Here is a 20,429-nt window from a genome sequence, read left to right on the forward strand (position 1 = left end):
GTACGGACTGCGAGGTACCAATAAACACACGATGAACAACAAAAAACTGCCCTCAAGATTATTATAAATCTTGAGGGGAGTTTTATTTCTTGATATGGTTACGAGGAATGGAGCGTAGCGACATCCTCAGAGAGTTTTTTGTGACTAAAATTAATGTAATAGTGTAAAATATTCTAATAATATATATTATACTACGATAAATACCAATCCAGAAATAATATTATTTTTGGCACTTTTACGTAAATAAATCCTAATTTAATCGCTAAAGTCACCTTAATTATTGATAAATCGAGTAAATATAGATATCTTATCGTTTGCATAATATAAAGACATCATATATAATCATGATAGAAAAAATAAGAAATTTGTTATCGAATTGAGGAGAGTGATTCAAATGAAAAAAATAATTCTATTTGTCACAATCACAATTGCAACGATACTTTTAATCAATCAAGGGATTGACATGGTTACAGCAAAGCAAAATGTAATCCATGACGATGTAATTGGGACGGTGCATGAATTGGAAACCCCAAACAAGCACAAAACATAAACGATTCACTATCTGTCAACTTCTCCAGAAACTGGCAGTGATAATCAAACACAGTCAATGCACTATTCCGATTTTATTGACTAAAAAAGCATCCAGTCTGAAGTGAACCCCCGAGATTGGACAACAATCTCGGGGGTTCACTTCAGGGATGCCTTTTTTACTGTTCAGAAATTAATGAACGATGATTTGCCACGATGGGACTAAGTGAACCTAAGCTAATTAAGGTCAATTCGTGCATGGCTCTAGATGAGATGGTGTATAAAATACCCGCAGAATGTGCATCAGGATAATTATTTTTAGAAGCATCATACGCAATAACAGCATCAAATTCCAATCCCTTAGCTAGGTAGATTGGCATTACTAAAATCCCAGTTGGGAGCACTCGGTCATTTGCAGTGAGTAATTTAGTGCCTTGAAGATGTCGTAACTGACGATAAGCTTGGTTTGCTTGATCCATTGTCCGAGTTAAGATAGCAATGGTATCGTATTTGCCGGCCAAGCGTGAGACTTCTTGGCTCAGTTGCTGATTAAAGGCCACTTCATCACGTGTTTCAATCGCTTTAGGTAATTCACCATGGCGACTGAATGGAATGATTTTTTCTCCATCCGGTAACATAGATTTAGCAAAATTAGTAATTTCAGTTGTTGAACGATAACTGCGATTCAACGAAATTAAGTTGGTTCGTTTTGCATTCAGTGATTGACTTAAGCGTGATAACAACACTTCAGGTTCTTCGATATCAGAGTAGAGTGCTTGTTCACTATCACCCAGAACCGTGAATTTTGCTTTAGGGAAAATGTGCTTTAGATATATTAATGCGGCGACCGAGTAGTCCTGCATTTCATCAATAAATACATATTCAAGTTGACGATTTTGCCCCGAACCTGTGATTAAATCGCGTAAATATAACGCAGGTGCGCAGTGTTCAAATGGCATTTGGTGGAATTCAATTGCGTGATCATAATCTGAAATAGCCTGGCTAAAATCAATACCAGCAACATTTAACTGATCTAAAAATTCACGATATTGCGAGTAACTATCGATAAAATGATTATTATAAATAGCATCGTAGACGACGCGTAATCGATTGGTTGCCCATCGATTACCTAAATATTCTAGTTGTTCATCTTCATAATCGAAATCATCCGATTGACGGTCACCGTACAAATCGCGTAATTGATCAGTGGGGAGTTGTTCTAATTCATCTTGAATCCACGTTGCCGTGGCAGCTTCCTTAATTCGCAATTTCAGTTCTTTAATCAGCGCATTTTTGGTGGCCAAAATTTTATCAGCGATACTCATATTTTCAGGATTAGTCGCAAAAGTTTGGCGAATATGACTTTCATGGAAGAAAGGTTGACCTTCGAATTGAATTTCAATGAATTCAATGTTTTCAGCTGTTAACTGGGCTGTATAAGCTTCGACCTGTTGCATAACTTGCGGACTTTCTAAATATTCCTGGACGGCTGATGGAGTACCATGCTGTGCCTCGTATTGTTCAAATAACGTCTCGACTGTGAGTCCTTCAAATCTCCGTGTTAAAAATTCAGCAAAGGTGACTTGGCGCATGTTACGTTCACCTAAACTAGGTAACACTTCAGAAATGTAATGACTAAACAATCGATTGGGTGAGAAAAGCACGATTTGGTCGGCATTTAATGATGCACGGCTATGATAAAGTAAATAAGCAATTCGTTGCAAAATGGCAGAAGTTTTGCCACTCCCGGCAGCACCATGCACGAGTAGTAAATCACTAGTCGTATCACGAATAATGTCATTTTGTTCCTTTTGAATCGTGGCCACGATATTTTGCATCAATTGGTCATTTTGTGAACCTAACGCAGCTTGCAACATCTCATCGCCAACGGTGTCGTTAGTATCAAACATGTTGGTAATTTTGCCATCGTTAATGGTAAATTGCCGTTTTTTGGTCAGTTCTGTTTTTTGCGGACCATTGGGGGTTGGATATTTAACCTTGCCTAATGAGCCGTTATAATAGATTCCAGAGATTGGTGCGCGCCAATCATAAATTAAGAAATCGGTTTGATCATTATCCATTAATGAGGCCACACCAATGTAAAGCGATTCAGTCTCGAAATCACCGTCGTCTTTAATATCAATTCTTCCAAAATAGGGTGAACCTTGTAATTCTTGTAGCGTGGTTAATTGGCGTTTTAAAATCGTTTCATTTTCAACTGTCCGGGCCACCAATTGTCGTTGTTGTTGGATTTGAACATTCGTGTCCATCGCATCATCAATTTCATACAAGTTGACCGAAGCGTTCGCACTATAGTTTTTTTCAACGGCTCGAGTTTCATTATGGGCCGTTTCAACCGCTGCTTTGGCTTCGTTGATTTGATCATCGATTTGTTCAATAACGAAATCTACTCGTTTTTGTTCTTGTTGTCGTTCATTATTTTCAGTCACAAAAGAACCTCCGTTTAAATAAGTCTATTAATTGTATGCTGTTTTCTTGATTAAAACAAGTTTTGAGCTTAGAAAATTGCTTTACATTTGACTGATAAATCAGTAAAATTAATATTGAATTTAGTAGCGTGAGTCCAGCGAGAAGTTGATTTGGTGTGAGAACTTCCAAAACGCGAATTGGTTAAATGGTTGCCCGCCGTAAGGGTAAAGTGGTAGTCAGATGACTACAAATTAGGTGGTACCGCGCGAATGGCGTCCTATTGCAATCTTGCAATGGGGCGTTTTTCGTATAAAAAGGAGAAAATTATGACAAAAAAAGTTATTTTAACAGGTGATCGTCCCACAGGTAAGCTACATATTGGTCACTACGTTGGTTCATTAAAGAACCGTGTTGAACTGCAAAACTCAGGTGATTACGACACGTTTATCATGATTGCTGACCAACAAGCACTGACTGACAATGCCCGTGATCCCGAAAAAATTCGTAACAGTCTTACACAAGTTGCGCTAGACTATTTAGCTGTCGGGATTGATCCTCAAAAATCTACGATATTAGTTCAATCACAAATTCCTGCATTGAGCGAATTAACAATGCATTATTTAAATCTAGTTTCAGTTGCTCGTTTGAATCGTAATCCAACGGTTAAATCAGAAATCGCTCAAAAAGGTTTTGGCGAAAGTGTACCTGCTGGTTTCTTTATTTATCCAGTCAGTCAAGCTGCTGATATTACAGCATTTAAGGCAGATACAGTGCCAGTCGGTGATGATCAAGAACCAATGCTGGAACAGACCCGCGAAATTGTGCGTTCATTTAATCGTACTTATAACCAAGATATTTTGGTTGAACCTGAAGGATACTTCCCAACGAAGGGACAAGGACGCATTCCAGGGCTAGATGGTAATGCCAAAATGAGTAAGTCACTGAACAATGCCATTTACTTGTCAGACGATGCGGACACTGTTTCAAAGAAAGTGATGTCAATGTATACTGATCCATTGCACATACAAGTCAGCGATCCAGGTCACATTGAAGGGAACACCGTGTTTACTTATCTTGATATTTTTGATACGGACAAAGCTAAAGTTGCTGAATTAAAGGATCAATATCAAGCTGGTGGATTAGGTGACGTCAAAATTAAGCGTTACTTAAATGAAGTTCTCGAAGGTGTATTGTCACCAATTCGTGAACGCCGTGCTCAATACGAACAAAATATGGACTATGTCTATCAAGTCCTTCGCGAAGGCTCAGAAAAAGCCAATATTATCGCTAACCAAACACTTGAAGAAGTTCAAGATGCAATGGGAATCAATTATTTCAAATAGAGTGCTGAAACCATCGGTAATTGCTCGAGCAATAGCCTAGATTATTGAATGATTACGGGCTAAGTAATCGAAATAATCGTAGCTAGGTGAGAGAAATGATGGTTAAGGCACGTTTTCAAAATTGAACGCTGCAGTAATTCGGAGATGTCTGATTACTAAAGCACGTTTTAGAAACAATTTTGAAAGTACGCCTCACAAATTTAAATAAGCTCTCCTTGGTCGTGATGTAAATGAAAATAAATTACATCACGACTTTTTTTACATAAATTTCTTTGCATAAATACAATTTAATGTGATTTTTTTTGTGTGCATTGCGGTGTGAAATGGTATGATATAAGAGAATTTATTATGAGAGAAAATAAAACAAAATAACGGGAGGTGAAACTTTGGAGAATCTAGCGATTGTCGACTTGGGTTCCAACTCTGTTAGAATGGCGATTACGGAAATTCAAGCCGATGGTACATACCGTGAAGTGAAACGCGTGAAAGAAGATTCGCGTATTTCAGAAGGTATGGGACGAGAAAAAATGCTGCAGCCTGCAGCTATGGATCGCACGATTACTGCGTTAAAAAGATTTACCAAACTGTACGTCGGATTGCCCAATTTGACAGTCCGGGCAATTACCACTGCTGCAGTGAGACAAGCGAAGAACCAAAAAGAATTTTTAGTGCGTGTCAAAAAAGAAACCGGTATCGATTTACAAGTTATTACTGGTGCCAAGGAAGCTTATTATGATTACCTTGGTGTAGTTCGAACATTAGAAATGGATCATTGCTTAATTTTAGATACTGGTGGTGCCAGTGTCGAATTAATTTTGGTGCAACATAAAAAGGCTCGAAATTTAATTTCAATCCCAATTGGGGCCGTGAACTTATCAGAGCAATTTCATCTCGGTGGCTATGTTAAAGCTGCAGATTTGTTTAAAGCACAGGTTTCGGTTAATGAACGGCTGACCAAGATTCCGTGGTTAAAGTATGCTAGTCACGTTCCAATCGTGTTATTGGGCGGAGCCAACCGGACCTTAGCTCGGATGAGTCGTAATTACAAACGCCAAGGTCGCGGGAGCATTCATGGGTATCAATTATCAGCTCGAGCTGTCTATGCGACTTATCGTGAATTATTAAATAAAAATTTAGCACAGCGGAAAAAGATTTCTGGTTTGGAACCAGACCGTGCGGATATTATTATTGGTGGAATGCTACCGTTAGTTAGTTTGTTACAACGCAACAGTGATGGCCGCGTCATTTTCTCCGAAAGTGGTGTCCGTGAAGGTGTCATTGCTGAGTACATTCAAGGTAGTGAAGATTCAGCTGGCAAGAAGTAGTTCGAGGTAGTTAAATGGCTGCTTGGCAAAGTGGATTTTATAAATTGTCTGTCGCGCAACGACAACAATTAATTCAACAACAATTAAATTTATCTCAGGAAGAAGTGGAGCAGTTACAGGCGCACACTTCTTTTTGGAGTTCTCAGATGATTGAAAATTATCTCACCAATTTTGAAATACCAGAAGGGGTGGCCCTTAATTTTGTGATTAATGGGCGTGAATGTACCGTACCAATGGTGACTGAGGAACCGTCCGTGATTGCAGCGGCTAGTCATGCTGCTAAGATTGTCAGTCAAAGCGGTGGCTTTGTGGCGCCAACTTCATCACGACAAATGATTGGCCAAATTGTTTTGGAAAATATCGATGATTTTGAACAAACCAAAACTTGGTTATTAGCCCATCAAACTGAACTGATAAAAGTTGCTAACGATGCTCATCCATCGATGCTAGCACGTGGAGCTGGGGCGAAGTCGCTACGAATTCGACAGTTAGACGAGTTTGTGTCGTTAGAGATATTGATTGATGTTGGTGAGGCCATGGGAGCCAACGTTGTGAATACGATGAGCGAAGCCGTTAAGGCATGGCTGCTCAATCAAGGTTATGAAGTAGTAACCGCAATCCTAACCAATTTGGCGACCGAAAGTTTACAAACAGCCACCTGTGAGATTCCGGTTGCAAACTTGGGTGAAAATGGAAGCACAGTTGCTAAACAAATTGCTAAGCTGAGTCATTTAGCTCAAATCGACCCATACCGTGCGACGACCCACAATAAAGGTATCATGAATGGTATCGACGCGGCAGTGATTGCATCTGGCAATGATTGGCGTGCGATTGAAAGTGGAGCCCACGCATATGCAGCGCAGAATGGACAGTATCGAGGTCTAGCTAAATGGGCCGTGAGGGATAAGAAACTATTCGGCACCATCACATTACCATTACCCGTTGGTGTTGTAGGCGGGTCAATTGGCATCGTGCCTACAGTTAAATTAAATCAGACAATTTCAAAAGTTAAGACTGCTTCAGAGTTAGCTCAAGTGATTGCCAGTGTTGGATTATCTCAAAATTTGGCGGCGTTAAAAGCGTTGGCTAGTGAAGGAATTCAAGCTGGTCACATGCGTCTACAATATCGTGCATTGGCCATCCAAATTGGCGCTCAAGCCACAGAAGTGAATCCATTAGTTGAGCGGCTGAGCAAGTTGACTAGAGTAGACCAACAAATCGCAATTCAAGAATTAGCAGTTATGAGAGGAAAACAATGATGGCAACTGAATTAAACCAAACAACACAAGAATTATTAGATCAAGTTAATCAAATGTATCCCGGAGTGGTCTTAGTCCATTTTGGGGATGAAAAAGTTGGTTATATCCGCCATGACCAAGCTCAACAAGAGTCTTTACAAGGCGGAATTGAAATTACGGTGACTGATATCACTGCACCAGATTACACGGCGTCACATGAACTACTGCATTTGATGATGATTATGCAAGGTTTTCCCCAGATATTCTTTCAAGTGTCATTTGGGGATGAACGATTAGACGAACAATTGATGATTATGGCGACTGATTTGTATGACGTGGCGATGCATGTGATTGTGGTAGATGAACAACGGAAACATGGGCTGATTGACGACCAAATTGAAGCATTATATATCAAAGGAGTGGATGCCACGCTCACACCTGAAACGGCTGAACCTGATGATGAGCGTACACTACGATTGTTGACCTTATTGGATACGCTAGTATTTATGGGCGACCACGTATCGACGGTTGATGCGCATTTGCGGGAACTTTATCCAGTGGCTTACAAAGCTGCCCAAGAAATGTATGCGGATTTGATGGTTAAGCCAATTGATTCACCATTTACGATGCGTCGGGCAATTGTGAAACTGTTCAAACAATTTGATGTTAAGCTGAATCAATGGGGTCTACCAGCATTGCATACAACTGAATTTACGACGCTATCAACCGTGTTAAGTGAACGCCAATTACGGTTGGACACACGGCAGTTATTTGAAGTATTTCATTCAGAAATGACTAACAAAGAAACTGGCGAAAAAGCTTATATTGCGTTACAGCGGAGTGATCGACAAAATTCGTTTGTCGTAAATCCACCCAAGAAAGACTCAGATGTTTTCTTTAAAAAGATGTATGATAAAACCGTACAAGAATTATTAGATGAATTGAATGTCCCTTATATCGTAAGGAAGTGATTGTTGTGGAACAGCAAATTCAACAACTATTTGACAACGCAAAACAGATTATCTTTTTAACAGGTGCCGGAGTTTCAACGGCGTCAGGCATTCCCGACTTTCGTTCGGCAAATGGTTTGTATACTAAGGATAAAAATGCGGAATATTATTTGAGCCATCGCTATTTTGAATCTGACCCAGATGGCTTTTATCAATTCGCCAAGGACAACTTATATTTCCCTGAAGCAAAGCCAAATATTATTCATACCAAACAGGCACAATTAACGCAACAAGGGAAAGCAGCAGTGATTACGCAAAATATTGATAATTTATATGAAGTTGCCGGAACTGAAAATCTGGTCGATTTTCATGGTAATTTGTTTAACGTCTATTGCGAAAAATGTCACCAGTCAGTTGATTGGCATGACTATTTAACGAGCCGGATTCACCAAGGTTGTGGTGGCCCATTACGTCCAGATGTCGTGTTGTACGACGAAGGAATTAATCAAAATAATATTCAACAATCGCTAGATTATTTGCAAGAAGCAGATTTGGTGGTGATTGTCGGTACGTCGATGCGGGTTTATCCATTTGCGGGTTTATTGGATTATCGGAATCGGAGTGCGCAAGTCGTGGCCGTAAACCAGCAGCCGCTACAATTTAGCTTTCCATTTACGATGGTGCAACAGGATGCAGTCGAATTTTTCAATGATTTGACTGTGTGAAATACTTTAACTATTTGCTTGAAATCGTTACAATAAGAGTAAGAGGTGATAATTATGTCACGAGAAACTATTATTGGATCAATTAACAGATTAGCTAATCAGCTACTATTAGTTAAGAGCATACAAGTTGTATCGGACTTTTTCTTTATTTACCTAACGTATTGTATCTTGATTTCAGGGGATGTGATGACTTTCTTTGGAAGAGAATTTACACAAAGTAATGCACTGATTATCGTCATTTTGGTATCAGTGATAAATTTATGCCTATCATTATTGCAGCGTAGTTATCGCCGTTCTGGTCGTGAGTTAGCCGAACAACTAGACGGTGACTTAACTGATGCAGAACAGCGAAAAGTAAAATTATTTTATTGATGGAGAACTAATTTGATAACAATTGGACTCACCACGTGGAGTGACCATCCTAATTTAATAAATGACGAACAGCGGCCCGTTCAGCTATCTGAATATGCCGCTGTTTTTCCTGTGGTTGAAATTGATACAACTTTTTATGGAGTACCAAGTGAATCGACTTTTTTACATTGGGTTGAACAAGTGCCGACGAGCTTTCAGTTTATCGTGAAGGCCAATCGGGAAATGACAATGCATCCAGATTTGGATCAACAGATTACTGAAGCTGAACGTGAACAAATTTTTCGCGATTTTAATCAGCGGATGAGGTTGTTGATAGCGACCAATCAACTAAAAACAATCTTATTTCAATTTCCACCGATGTTTAATGCAACTCACGAAAATATTCAGTACCTAATGCGTTTGCGGTCGTTGATGGCTGATTTGCCGATTTCGATTGAATTTAGAAACATGACTTGGTTTGATGATGCCATTTTGCCGGAACTAGAAGAATTCTTTGCTGATTTGAAGTACGATTTGGTGGCTGTGGATGAACCACGCGGATTGACCAATTCGGCTGACTTTATTTTGAATGCTCAAACCAAAATTGTGCGATTACATGGTCAGAATCAGCATGGTTGGCAGGACTCGGGGATGCAATGGCGCAAAGAACGAACCAATTATCGTTATTCGACTGAAGAACTGCGACAACTAGCCACGAAAATTCAAACGAGTGGTGCCACTGATGTATGTGTGATTTTCAATAATAATGGTGGTCACGCGGCCGCTGGGAACGCACTTGAATTGCAGCAACTGCTGGATGTACATTTTGCTAATTTGGCACCAAGGCCACCGCAACAACTCGATTTATTTTAAATTGAGGCGAGATAATTCAGAAAAACGTGTTTAAATGCGCTATTACTGTTAAGACTGGTCGAATTTTCTTATCATTTTTGCTATACTTAAACTTATTATTAAATTTCACACTGTGAGTAGAAGGGATGGCCTCATATGGCTGACAACAAACCAACATATTATTTAACAACACCAATTTATTATCCATCAGGGAAATTACATATTGGTAATTCATACACAACAATCGCTTGTGATGCAGAGGCACGCTTCAAGCGGCTCATGGGTTACGATGTAGAGTTCTTAACAGGAACTGATGAACATGGTCTTAAAATCGAAGAAAAGGCCGCAGAACTCGGTAAAGATCCTCAAGCTTACGTAGATGAAATGGCAGCTGGTATCAAAGATCTTTGGAAGTTATTGGAGATTTCAAACACGAACTTTATCCGAACAACTGACGATTATCATGAAGCTGCTGTGCAACAAATTTTTGAACAATTATTAGCTCAAGGTGACATTTATCTTGGCGAATATGAAGGTTGGTACTCTGTTTCTGATGAAGAGTATTTCACGGAAACTCAATTAGCTGAAGTTTACAAAGATGAAAATGGCAAGACAATTGGTGGGAAAGCTCCTTCTGGTCACGATGTTGAACTTGTCAAAGAAGAGTCATATTTCTTTAAGATGAGTAAATATGCCGACTGGTTGTTAGATTACTACAAACAACATCCTGATTTTATTCAACCTGCAGCTCGGATGAATGAAATGATTAATAATTTTATCAAACCCGGTCTCGAAGACTTGGCTGTGTCACGGACAACCTTTAATTGGGGTGTTAAAGTTAAGAGTAATCCAAAGCACGTAATTTACGTCTGGATTGATGCTTTAACTAACTATATTACTGCGTTAGGCTATGGCAGCAACGACGACAGTAAGTTTAAAAAATACTGGCCTGGTACTCATATGGTGGGTAAAGAAATTGTTCGTTTCCACACGATTTACTGGCCAATTATGTTACACGCACTTGGTCTAGAATTACCTAAACAAGTCTTTGGACACGGCTGGCTCTTGATGAAAGACGGCAAGATGTCGAAGTCTAAGGGAAATGTGATTTACCCAGAAACCTTAGTGGCTCGTTATGGCCTTGATGCCATGCGTTACTATTTACTACGGGCAATGCCTTATGGTAATGATGGAATTTTCACACCAGAAGATTTCGTCGACAAAGTCAATTATGACTTAGCTAATGATTTAGGTAATTTGTTGAACCGGACAATTGCGATGATTAACAAATATGAAGGCGGTAAAGTGACAGTTGATAGTACAGCTTCAACTGAATTTGATGCTGACCTTGAAAAGACCGCCACGGATGTAATTGCTGAATTCAAAGAATTAATGGATGATATGCATTTTGCCGATTCTTTAAAGGCAGTTTGGAAATTGATTGCTCGCGCTAATAAATATATTGATGAAACCGAACCATGGGTTTTAGCTAAAGATGATTCCAAAAAGGATGTTCTTTCTGCTGTGATGGGTAATTTGGCTAAGAGCTTACGAGTAATCGCTGGCTTATTACAACCAACTATGACTCATGCACCCATTGAAATGTTACGCCAATTAGGTGTCAAAGATACCAGTTTAGATATTAAAGATTTAACCTTTAATGGTTTTCCAGCTGGTGCGGTGGTTGTTGAAAAGGGAACTCCTATTTTCCCACGCCTAGATACTGAACAAGAAGTGTCATTTATTCAAGATAAAATGACTGCTGATGAAAAGAAAAAAGGACGTGCTGCCATGGAAGAAGCTAAGAAGGCTGCTCAAACTAATGCCGAAGAAGATGCTGATGGTAAGAAACCTATCAGAATTGATGTCTTTGACAAGGTAGAGTTGAAAGTCGCTCAAGTTAAGGCAGTTGGCCACGTTGAAGGTGCCGATAAATTATTGAAGTTCCAACTAGATGACGGATCAGAAGACGGGCGTCAAATTCTTTCTGGAATTGCTGAATGGTATCCAGAACCAGAAGTGTTATTGAATAAAAAAGTGCTGATTGTCGCTAACTTGAAACCACGTAAAATGCGTGGTGAAATGAGTCAAGGCATGATTATGTCAGCTGAACACGATGGTGTTGTGACTGTTGTCACTGTCCCTGATTCATTAGTCAATGGATCCGGTGTAGAATAAATAAATAAAAACGTGCTGAAAACCTCGGTTAGCTCTCGAGCACTAACGAAGAAATAATAAAGCCTTCGAACTTCAGAAGGGTGAAATTATTTGTAGTTAGGAGAGAGGGTTGAGGTATTGAAGCCCGAATAAAATGGTGCTGAAAACCTCGGTTAGCTCTCGAGCACTAACGAAGAAATAATAAAGCCTTCGAACTTCAGAAGGGTGAAATTATTTGTAGTTAGGAGAGAGGGTTGAGGTATTGAAGCCCAAATAAAAAAGGTGCTGAAAACCTCGTTCAGCACGAAATTGAGTAAAATGTACAAGGAGATTTAAGTTGGCAATTTATAACCATGAAGAACAACTGAATATTTATGATACGCATACGCATTTAAATGACGATGCTTTTTGGGATGAAATTCCGGCATATATGGCCCGTGCAAAACATTTCGGGGTTAATGAAATGAATGTCGTTGGTTCAGATACGATTTTAAATGCGCGAGCAATTGAACTCGCTCACCAGTATGATAATATTCACGCGATTGTTGGCTGGCATCCAGAATCTGCAAAGGATTTTACTGCTGAACAAGAAACAATCTTAATTGAACAATTGGCAGACCCTGAAGTGGTTGCCGTTGGTGAGATGGGACTGGACTATTATTGGAAAGAAACCCCTCATGACGTTCAAAAAGAAGCGTTTAAGCGGCAAGTCCAAATCGCCAAAGACTTACATTTACCAATTTCAGTGCATGATCGTGATGCGTTTGAAGATACGTATGACATATTAAAAGCGGCGGATGTTCGTGATATTGGCGGCGTAATGCACAGTTTTAATGGGACGACGGAATGGCTGAAGAAGTTTTTGGATTTGGGGATGCATATCTCTTACAGTGGTGTTGCTAGTTTTAAAAATGCTACTGAAGTTCATGAATCTGTCATTGCTACGCCATTAGACAAATTGTTAGTGGAAACTGATGCACCATATTTAACGCCAGCGCCATATCGTGGTAAGCAAAATGAACCAGGTTTTACTCATTTTGTTGTCCAGGCAGTTGCTGAACTACGTGGCATGACTAATAATGAAATTAGTGATATCACGTTTGAAAATGCCACCAAGTTATTTAGGAAGTAAAATGCAAAAAATAAAAGAGATCCTGGTCGTTGAAGGCAAGGATGATACAAAGAGAATAGCTCAGGCAGTTGACGCAGACACGTTTGAAACAAACGGGTCTGCTTTGTCGTCTAAAGATATTGAAAAATTAAAGCTGCTGCAAGTTAAACGTGGATTAATTGTCTTTACGGATCCGGATTTTAACGGTGAACGAATCAGAAAAATGATTTCGGCGGCTATCCCAGGGGTTAAACATGCCTTTATTAAGCGAAAAGAAGGCGTACCGACCGTTTCTGGTGGTAGTCTAGGTGTTGAACATGCGAGTCCCGCAGTTATCCGTGAGGCGCTCAAAAGCGTGTATACGCAAAGCGACGGTCAATTTCCGAGTGAAATAGAAGTCACGGATTTGCGTCAGGCTGGTTTGACCAGCGGCACGAATGCGCGTCATCGTCGTGAACGGTTAGGTGAAATCCTTGGTATTGGTTATGGCAATGGAAAGCAAATGTTAAAACGGTTAAATTTATTTCAAATCACAAAAGTACAATTTCAGTCGGGGATAGACCAACTGAATCAGGAGGAAAAAAATGAGTGAAATTCCAGCAGTTGGTAATCCAGTCCGGACCCGGGCGATTTTAGAAAAATATCGGCTTCGAGCTAAAAAGGCATTAGGACAAAATTTCTTGACGGATTTAAATGTCTTGAAGAATATTGTTGAAGCAGCCGGAATTACGCCGGCAGATAATGTGATTGAAATTGGTCCCGGAATTGGTGCTTTAACCGAACAACTGGCAATTGCTGGTGGTGAAGTTTTAGCCTTAGAAATCGATACTCAGTTGATGGATGTCTTAGATGAGGTCTTGGATCCATATAATAATGTCCAAGTTCTGAATGAAGATGTGTTGAAAGCCAATTTACCTGATTTAATCCAGACAAAATTTACGGATCCTTCAGCACCAATCAAAGTAGTCGCTAATTTACCATATTACATTACGACGCCAATTTTGATGCAGTTATTGAAATCAGAAATCAAATGGTCATCAATTACAGTTATGATGCAAAAAGAAGTTGCTCAACGAATTGTGTCTGATCCTGGGGTCAAAGCATATGGAGCCCTTTCTTTGACTGTCCAATATGAAATGGATGCCAAGATTGCCTTTGAAGTTTCACGTAATGTCTTTGTGCCAGCTCCAAATGTTGATTCAGCGATTGTTGTTTTGGAACCACGCAAAGTTGCCTTGCCAATCGAGCCAACCAATGAAAAAGCGATGTTTAGTCTTATTAAAGGTTGTTTTTCACATCGTCGGAAGAGTCTTTGGAATAATTTGCAAACTTTATATGGTAAAACACCTGAAATTCGTGAAAAAATGCAAGCAGCACTGGATGAAATTGGTGTTGACTCGCAAATTCGACCTGAACAATTATCGCTTGAACAATTTGTTCAACTATCAAATGCGCTGGAATCACGAGATTTACGATAGAAATTCCTTGCACATTTAAAACAGTTGTGGTAAAATTTGCAATTCTGGCCAAATGAGCGTATAGTATCATTTAGTGAGGTGAATAGGATGCCAGTAACAATAGCTAGCATTAAAGCAGAGCTCGACCAACGTGTTGGCGATGAAGTCGTCGTTATTGCACAAGCAGGTCGGAAAAAAATTACAAAACGTCACGGCGTTTTGAGCGAAACATATCCAGCTGTGTTCATTGTAAACTTGAATCAAGACGAAAACGCCTTTGAACGGGTTTCATATAGCTATACTGATCTATTAACCAAGAATATCGAAATTGACTTCAACTTTGAAGATCATCAAGATACGGACGAAGATACAGAGGATGTAGAGTAGGTTGAACTTCTCCATTTATCTAATTAATAAAGTGATTTCATTTTATTAGTTAAATAATGGAGATTTTTTTGTATAATGAAGAATAAACTAAATTAATTGTCGTTGATATTGATAATTAGTATAATAATTTCAAATCAAAAATAAGGAGGCGTGTCCAATTGAAAATCATTGAAAAAGCACCGGCCAAAATCAATCTCGGATTGGATACGCCACGACGCTATGCGGATAAATCGCCAGAATGGGATATGGTGATGACCTCCATCGATTTGGCGGATTATGTCAGTGTTGAAACAACGCAAGAAACTCATAAAATCAAAGTATATACCAACAGCGGTTTTCTCCCCAACGACCAACGAAATTTGGCCTATCAAGCCGTGCACATTTTACGTACGCGATTTCATCAAACGGATGGCGTAATCGTTCAAATTACTAAACAAATTCCAGTTGCTGCCGGACTTGGTGGAGGATCTTCTGATGCAGCGGCGGTGTTGCGGGCACTCAATAAAATTTGGAACCTTGGACTAACTTATAAAGAATTGGCCAAATTAGCGCTGACAATTGACTCTGATGTCCCGTATTGTATTTATAGTCAAACGGCACATGTGACCGGACATGGCGAAATTGTGACCCCAATAGAACACTTCCCGCATTATCCAATCGTCGTGGCCAAACCAAAAATTAGTGTTTCCACGCCCATGATTTTGAAACAAATTAATTATGAATCAGTTCAACATATTCAAATTGACCAGTTAGTTACGGCCATCAATTCTGGCGATGCTGAAAATATTTTTGCATCAATGGGTAATGTACTAGAACCAATCACTGCGGCCAAATATCCAGAGATTGATCACTTGAAGGGCAAGATGATGAAAATTGGCTCTGACGCAGCGCAAATGAGCGGTACGGGCCCCACAATGTTTGCTGTCTGTGAGAAATTATCAAGGGCGAAACGACTGACAAATAGCTTAAAAGGATTCTGTAGTGAAGTCTATTTGGTTAGATCTTTATAAAAAATGTTTGACAAGCACAACCCAACTAGGGTAATCTTAGTTCAATCAATTGGAGGTATTTTAAATGACTTTAGCAAACAACACATTTTTAGAAGTATGTTGTTGTGGATCGCGTCTTATGCGACCCACTAATTGTCATGCCTAAATTTATTTAAACTAGCATTCAATTACATCGGGATAAATCGTATAAGACGCTACTTCAAAACTGAAGTCAGCGTCTTTTTTTGTCCTCAATCAGAAAGGAAGTTACACATGTTAGTCAAAAACGTTTATGAATTAATTGGCCACACACCACTACTGAAGCTCCACGTTCCAACACCAAATAACAGTCAAATCTACGCTAAGCTAGAAATGTTCAATCCAGGCGGTAGCATTAAAGATCGGTTGGGGATGTCATTAGTTGAAAATGGTATTAAACAAGGTCATATCAACATGGGGACGACGATTATTGAACCGACTGCTGGCAATACTGGAATTGGGGTTGCACTGGCCGCTCAAAAATATAAATTACCAGTTAAGTTAGTGGTACCTGAAAAATTCAGTTTTGAAAAACAAACGTTGATGGCTGCCTTAGGAGCGGAAATTATTAATACTCCTTCTAGCGAGGGCATTAAGGGTGCAATTGCTAAAGCTAAGGAATTGGCCGCTGACATTTCTAATTCATTTGTGCCATTACAATTTGAAAATCAAAATAATCCCGATGTGTATGAACGTACCTTGGCCCCAGAAATTTTGGCTGATTTAGACAATTTACAAATTGATGCGTTTGTCGCTGGAGCTGGTAGCGGTGGAACTTTTGCAGGGACCGCCAAAGGACTCAAGTCAGTGTATCCTGATTTAATCACGACTGTGGTTGAACCAGAAGGATCGATTTTGAATGGTGGACAACCTCATTCACATAAGACTGAAGGAATTGGGGTTGAGTTTATTCCACCATTTTTCAAAGATGTCCAACCTGATAAAATCAAAATGATTAGTGACGATGATGCATTTAAACAAGTTCGAGATATGGCCCGTTATTATGGCTTGTTTATCGGCAGTTCCAGTGGATCGGCGCTAGCAGCTAGCCTAGAGTTAGCTCAAGAATTACCAGAAGGTTCCAACATTGTGACCATTTTTCCAGATTCCAGTGAACGTTACTTAAGTGAAAATATCTATCAAAAATAAAAAAATTATTCGGAGGCAACAATCATGAAATTCAATTCAAAATTAATCCACGGCGGAATTAGCGAAGACGCAACAACCGGAGCTGTTTCCATGCCCATTTATCGCGCATCAACCTTCCATCAAAAAGTAGTTGGGGGCACACCAGAATGGGAATATTCACGGAGTGGTAACCCAACGCGAAATGCATTAGAAAGCTTAGTCGCAGATTTGGAACAAGGGATTGCAGGCTTTGCCTTTGCTTCAGGCTCAGCCGCAATTCATGCAACATTCTCCATGTATTCAGCAGGGGACCACATCATTGTCGGTAACGATGTCTATGGTGGAACATTCCGTTTGATTAACAAAGTACTCAAACGTTTCGGTTTAGAATTCACGGTCGTTGATATGCAAGACTTATCAGCCGTTGAAAAAGCGGTGCAAGATAACACGGTCGCAATTTATTTTGAAACACCTACTAATCCTTTATTACAAATTGCAGATATTGAGGAAATTTCGAAAATTGCTAAGCAACATCAATTACAAACAATTGTTGATAATACCTTCGCAACTCCATACAACCAAAACCCATTAGCTTTAGGGGCAGATGTGGTAGTTCATTCGGCCACTAAATATCTAGGCGGTCACAGTGACTTGGTGGCAGGGTTAGCAATTACGAATGACGAACAAATTGCAGAAGAGTTGGCCTTTTTGCAAAACTCAATTGGGAGCGTGCTTGGACCTGACGACAGCTGGTTATTACAACGTGGAATTAAAACTTTAGGAGCACGGATGCGTGTTCACCATGAAAATACTGAAGCAATTGTGAACTTGCTCAAAAACGATTCACGGGTGGCCAAAATCTATTATCCAGGGGACCCAGATTTTGCTGGTTATGAAGTTGCTAAGAAGCAAATGAAACATTTTGGTGCCATGATTTCATTTGAACTACAACCTGGTTTAGATCCAAAACAATTCATTGAGAACTTGGATATGATTTCACTGGCAGAAAGTCTTGGTGGAATTGAAAGTTTGATTGAAATTCCAGCTATTATGACCCATGGAGCAATTCCTCGTGAATTAAGATTGAAAAAGGGAATTCAAGACGAATTAATTCGCTTATCCGTTGGAATTGAAGATGAAGAAGATTTGATTGCCGATGTCAAAAAAGGATTAGCTAGTTTATCTACACAAACCGTTAATAACTAGTTGAAGTCAGGATGATAACAATGTTTTCAGCAGCAAAATACATTATGAATAGTGATCCGGCTGCGCGTAGCACTTGGGAAGTAATTTTGACTTACTCCGGATTTCACGCCTTAGCCTATTACCGGGTGAGTCATTGGCTTTATCGTCATCATCGCTATTTACTGGCTGCCCTTGTAGCGCATCTAGGCAAGCAAATGACGCAGGTCGAAATTCATCCGGGGGCTAAAATCGGCCAACATGTGTTTATTGATCATGGGACCGGAGTGGTGATTGGTGAAACCGCGGTAGTGGGAGATTATGTCACCATTTTACATGGGGTTACACTTGGTTCTCGCAGAGTGGTTGACGGTAAACGTCATCCACAAGTGCATGACCACGTCTTCATTGGCGCAAACGCCATGTTGTTAGGCAATATCGAAATTGGCTCATTTGCCAAAATTGGTGCTGGGAGCGTTGTAATTAATGATGTATTATCAAATACAACGGTTGTGGGCAATCCTGGTGCGCAAGTCCAACAACTGAAATTTCATACGGTTGGCAAAAATATTTAGAGACTTTATTAAGTCTCTTTTTTGTTGTTGCGTAAAGTAACTTGTTTGTGTAAACTAGTTAAATGGTAATCATTACAATTTAGCTTTTGAGAAAGAGGCAACATTATCAACGATATACTTACAGTGAGTCACTTAACGGCCTCATACGGTCCAGTTAACATTATTAAAGATTTGAGTTTTAAATTAGCCCAAGGGGAATTTTTATCAATTATCGGTGAAAATGGGGTCGGGAAAACCACCTTGGTCAGAAGCTTATTAGGCATTCTCAAGCCACGGGCGGGCAAGATTGACTTTGCCGATAATTCAATTGCGCATAACATCGGTTATGTACCACAGTCACGTAATTTAGATGAAGAATATCCAATTACGGTCCGTGATTTTGTGAGTTTAAACTTACGAGATAGTAAATTACCTTGGCTCAGTCCAAATGAAAAAGCTAAGGTTACTTCAATTTTAAAACAAACAGATTTGATGAAAATTGCTAATCGTCCACTCGGGCAGGCTTCTGGTGGTGAAAAGCAGCGTGCGTATTTAGCGCAAGCTTTATTAAATTCGCCCAAGTTATTAATTTTAGATGAATCCACCGCCAGTTTAGATGTTGAAATGAAACAAGAACTGTTAAAGTTAGTCGTCAAATTTCAAAAAGAAAATCAAACGAGTGTCATTTTTATTACACATGATTTACCACTGGCCAGAAGATATTCCGACAGTTATCTGTTGATGACCAAGCAACAAGAATACACCACGGGCCCAATTAACAGACTCGTGATCTCGGAAAGTGAGAAAGTTTAATGTTAAGTTTTGATTTTATGCGTCACGCGTTAGTGGCGGGAACATTTATCTCGATAATTTGTGGCATGATGGGAGTTTTTGTCATTGCCCGTGGAATGTCGTTTTTAACCCATACACTTGCTGAAATTGGCTTCGCGGGAGCTGCGTTTGGATTGTTCATAGGTTGGCCAGCATTGAACGGAATGCTGTTATTTACCGTGCTGAGTTCTGCGATGGTGGGACAATTAGGAGTGCGTTCTGCTAGACGTGAAAATGTTATTAGCGCCGTGTCAGCGCTGTTTTTAGGGTTAGGTATATTATTTATCGCACTGTCTGATAAAAGTGCCACTTCGGCCACTAGCATCCTATTTGGGAGCGTCATTGGCATTAGCTTGAGTGAAGTTTGGCAAGTCGTGATTTTGTCAATTGTCGTGGCTGTGGTCACGTTATTGATGTATCGCCAATTGAAGTTTGATTCGTTTGATTCAGTTGGGGCACGAGTCAATGGGATTAACGGAGCCATTATCTCAATTGTCTTTTTGATTATGCTGGCGTTAAGTGTCAGTGTGGCCGCACAAATTGTGGGATCATTATTAATCTTCATCTTGCTGACATTACCAGCGGCGAGTGCTCGTTATTTTGTCCACAGCGTCAGTTCGATGATTGCGTTATCGATTGGTTTTGCTGTTGCCGGCACCTGGCTAGGAATTACGTTGGGGTATTTAACTAATTGGCCAACCAGTTTCTTTATTGCCACAATCGAAGTAATTTTTTATTTAATCGGGTTAATTTGGTACAAAAGAAGTTAATAATTTAGAATAGATGAGTGAGCAAACGACGTGCCGAGTTTGCTGATTCATCTTTTTTTGTCGAAACAAAACTGGTTGATTA

General features: G+C 39.7%; 20 protein-coding genes. 19 read left to right on the top strand and 1 reads right to left on the bottom strand.

All coding sequences use genetic code 11. The features are described 5' to 3' along the window. Positions 1-394: 394 nt before the first annotated feature. Positions 395-550: a hypothetical protein gene (locus FFM59_RS10020; RefSeq protein WP_170175931.1), complete on the top strand. Its 156-nt coding sequence runs from the start codon at positions 395-397 to the stop codon at positions 548-550. Between the two features lie 157 nt (positions 551-707). Here the strand turns inward: FFM59_RS10020 and helD are convergent, their stop codons facing one another. Beyond that, entirely contained in the window at positions 708-2,978 is a 2,271-nt protein-coding gene (helD, locus tag FFM59_RS04435; RefSeq protein ID WP_137601844.1) for an RNA polymerase recycling motor HelD, read from the bottom strand. A 306-nt stretch (positions 2,979-3,284) separates the two neighbouring features. Between helD and trpS the strand changes: the two genes are divergently transcribed. The 18 genes from trpS to FFM59_RS04525 all read left to right on the top strand — a co-directional run bounded on the left by trpS (position 3,285) and on the right by FFM59_RS04525 (position 20,347). Beyond that, entirely contained in the window at positions 3,285-4,301 is a 1,017-nt protein-coding gene (gene trpS, locus FFM59_RS04440; RefSeq protein ID WP_137601845.1) for a tryptophan--tRNA ligase, read from the top strand. A gap of 386 nt (positions 4,302-4,687) precedes the next feature. Next, positions 4,688-5,626 (top strand): Ppx/GppA family phosphatase, encoded by a 939-nt coding sequence (locus FFM59_RS04445; protein ID WP_137601846.1) that lies wholly within the window; start codon positions 4,688-4,690, stop codon positions 5,624-5,626. Between the two features lie 14 nt (positions 5,627-5,640). Beyond that, the gene (locus FFM59_RS04450) at positions 5,641-6,885 is read left to right on the top strand and encodes a hydroxymethylglutaryl-CoA reductase, degradative (RefSeq protein WP_137601847.1); all 1,245 of its coding nucleotides are present in this window, start codon (positions 5,641-5,643) and stop codon (positions 6,883-6,885) included. Further along, the gene (locus FFM59_RS04455; protein ID WP_371858077.1) at positions 6,882-7,835 is read left to right on the top strand and encodes an IpaB/EvcA family protein; all 954 of its coding nucleotides are present in this window, start codon (positions 6,882-6,884) and stop codon (positions 7,833-7,835) included. The genes FFM59_RS04450 and FFM59_RS04455 overlap by 4 nt, the downstream gene beginning before the upstream one ends. A 5-nt stretch (positions 7,836-7,840) precedes the next feature. After that, positions 7,841-8,539 (top strand): NAD-dependent protein deacylase, encoded by a 699-nt coding sequence (locus tag FFM59_RS04460; protein WP_137601848.1) that lies wholly within the window; start codon positions 7,841-7,843, stop codon positions 8,537-8,539. A 54-nt stretch (positions 8,540-8,593) separates the two neighbouring features. After that, positions 8,594-8,911 (top strand): hypothetical protein, encoded by a 318-nt coding sequence (locus tag FFM59_RS04465; protein ID WP_137601849.1) that lies wholly within the window; start codon positions 8,594-8,596, stop codon positions 8,909-8,911. Between the two features lie 12 nt (positions 8,912-8,923). Continuing rightward, complete coding sequence (locus FFM59_RS04470; protein WP_137601850.1) at positions 8,924-9,763, top strand: DUF72 domain-containing protein; 840 nt, start codon at positions 8,924-8,926, stop codon at positions 9,761-9,763. Positions 9,764-9,898: 135 nt separating this feature from the next. After that, positions 9,899-11,920: a methionine--tRNA ligase gene (gene metG, locus FFM59_RS04475; RefSeq protein ID WP_137601851.1), complete on the top strand. Its 2,022-nt coding sequence runs from the start codon at positions 9,899-9,901 to the stop codon at positions 11,918-11,920. A gap of 343 nt (positions 11,921-12,263) precedes the next feature. Beyond that, a complete protein-coding gene (locus FFM59_RS04480; protein ID WP_137601872.1) occupies positions 12,264-13,031 on the top strand; it encodes a TatD family hydrolase in 768 nt (255 codons plus the stop codon). A 1-nt stretch (position 13,032) separates the two neighbouring features. Beyond that, the gene (rnmV, locus tag FFM59_RS04485) at positions 13,033-13,602 is read left to right on the top strand and encodes a ribonuclease M5 (RefSeq protein WP_137601852.1); all 570 of its coding nucleotides are present in this window, start codon (positions 13,033-13,035) and stop codon (positions 13,600-13,602) included. Next, positions 13,595-14,488, top strand: a complete 894-nt coding sequence (rsmA, locus tag FFM59_RS04490; RefSeq protein WP_137601853.1) for a 16S rRNA (adenine(1518)-N(6)/adenine(1519)-N(6))-dimethyltransferase RsmA — start codon at positions 13,595-13,597, stop codon at positions 14,486-14,488. Before rnmV ends, rsmA begins: the two co-directional genes overlap by 8 nt. Before the next feature lie 87 nt (positions 14,489-14,575). Further along, positions 14,576-14,854, top strand: coding sequence for a Veg family protein (locus FFM59_RS04495; RefSeq protein ID WP_137601854.1), 279 nt, complete (start codon positions 14,576-14,578; stop codon positions 14,852-14,854). A 158-nt stretch (positions 14,855-15,012) separates the two neighbouring features. Next, complete coding sequence (gene ispE / locus FFM59_RS04500; RefSeq protein WP_137601855.1) at positions 15,013-15,864, top strand: 4-(cytidine 5'-diphospho)-2-C-methyl-D-erythritol kinase; 852 nt, start codon at positions 15,013-15,015, stop codon at positions 15,862-15,864. A 252-nt stretch (positions 15,865-16,116) separates the two neighbouring features. Continuing rightward, positions 16,117-17,031: a PLP-dependent cysteine synthase family protein gene (locus FFM59_RS04505; protein ID WP_137601856.1), complete on the top strand. Its 915-nt coding sequence runs from the start codon at positions 16,117-16,119 to the stop codon at positions 17,029-17,031. Between the two features lie 24 nt (positions 17,032-17,055). Further along, entirely contained in the window at positions 17,056-18,216 is a 1,161-nt protein-coding gene (locus tag FFM59_RS04510) for a trans-sulfuration enzyme family protein (protein ID WP_137601857.1), read from the top strand. A gap of 20 nt (positions 18,217-18,236) precedes the next feature. Continuing rightward, positions 18,237-18,767, top strand: a complete 531-nt coding sequence (gene cysE / locus FFM59_RS04515; protein WP_137601858.1) for a serine O-acetyltransferase — start codon at positions 18,237-18,239, stop codon at positions 18,765-18,767. Positions 18,768-18,881: 114 nt separating this feature from the next. Further along, on the top strand, positions 18,882-19,559 hold the full coding sequence (locus FFM59_RS04520) for a metal ABC transporter ATP-binding protein (protein WP_225420291.1): 678 nt from the start codon (positions 18,882-18,884) through the stop codon (positions 19,557-19,559). Then, positions 19,559-20,347, top strand: coding sequence for a metal ABC transporter permease (locus FFM59_RS04525; protein ID WP_137601860.1), 789 nt, complete (start codon positions 19,559-19,561; stop codon positions 20,345-20,347). The genes FFM59_RS04520 and FFM59_RS04525 overlap by 1 nt, the downstream gene beginning before the upstream one ends. The last annotated feature ends 82 nt before the right edge of the window (positions 20,348-20,429 follow it).

This window comes from Paucilactobacillus nenjiangensis (assembly GCF_005405445.1).
In the GTDB taxonomy this organism is placed as follows: Bacteria; Bacillota; Bacilli; order Lactobacillales; family Lactobacillaceae; genus Paucilactobacillus; species Paucilactobacillus nenjiangensis.

Coding starts and splice junctions, on each gene's coding strand:
- FFM59_RS04510 (WP_137601857.1), top strand. CDS start 17,056: ATGAAATTCAATTCAAAATTAATCCACGGCGGAATTAGCGAAGACGCA.
- metG (WP_137601851.1), top strand. CDS start 9,899: ATGGCTGACAACAAACCAACATATTATTTAACAACACCAATTTATTAT.
- trpS (WP_137601845.1), top strand. CDS start 3,285: ATGACAAAAAAAGTTATTTTAACAGGTGATCGTCCCACAGGTAAGCTA.
- rsmA (WP_137601853.1), top strand. CDS start 13,595: ATGAGTGAAATTCCAGCAGTTGGTAATCCAGTCCGGACCCGGGCGATT.
- FFM59_RS04465 (WP_137601849.1), top strand. CDS start 8,594: ATGTCACGAGAAACTATTATTGGATCAATTAACAGATTAGCTAATCAG.
- cysE (WP_137601858.1), top strand. CDS start 18,237: ATGTTTTCAGCAGCAAAATACATTATGAATAGTGATCCGGCTGCGCGT.
- FFM59_RS04495 (WP_137601854.1), top strand. CDS start 14,576: ATGCCAGTAACAATAGCTAGCATTAAAGCAGAGCTCGACCAACGTGTT.
- FFM59_RS10020 (WP_170175931.1), top strand. CDS start 395: ATGAAAAAAATAATTCTATTTGTCACAATCACAATTGCAACGATACTT.
- FFM59_RS04450 (WP_137601847.1), top strand. CDS start 5,641: ATGGCTGCTTGGCAAAGTGGATTTTATAAATTGTCTGTCGCGCAACGA.
- rnmV (WP_137601852.1), top strand. CDS start 13,033: ATGCAAAAAATAAAAGAGATCCTGGTCGTTGAAGGCAAGGATGATACA.
- FFM59_RS04505 (WP_137601856.1), top strand. CDS start 16,117: ATGTTAGTCAAAAACGTTTATGAATTAATTGGCCACACACCACTACTG.
- FFM59_RS04455 (WP_371858077.1), top strand. CDS start 6,882: ATGATGGCAACTGAATTAAACCAAACAACACAAGAATTATTAGATCAA.
- FFM59_RS04525 (WP_137601860.1), top strand. CDS start 19,559: ATGTTAAGTTTTGATTTTATGCGTCACGCGTTAGTGGCGGGAACATTT.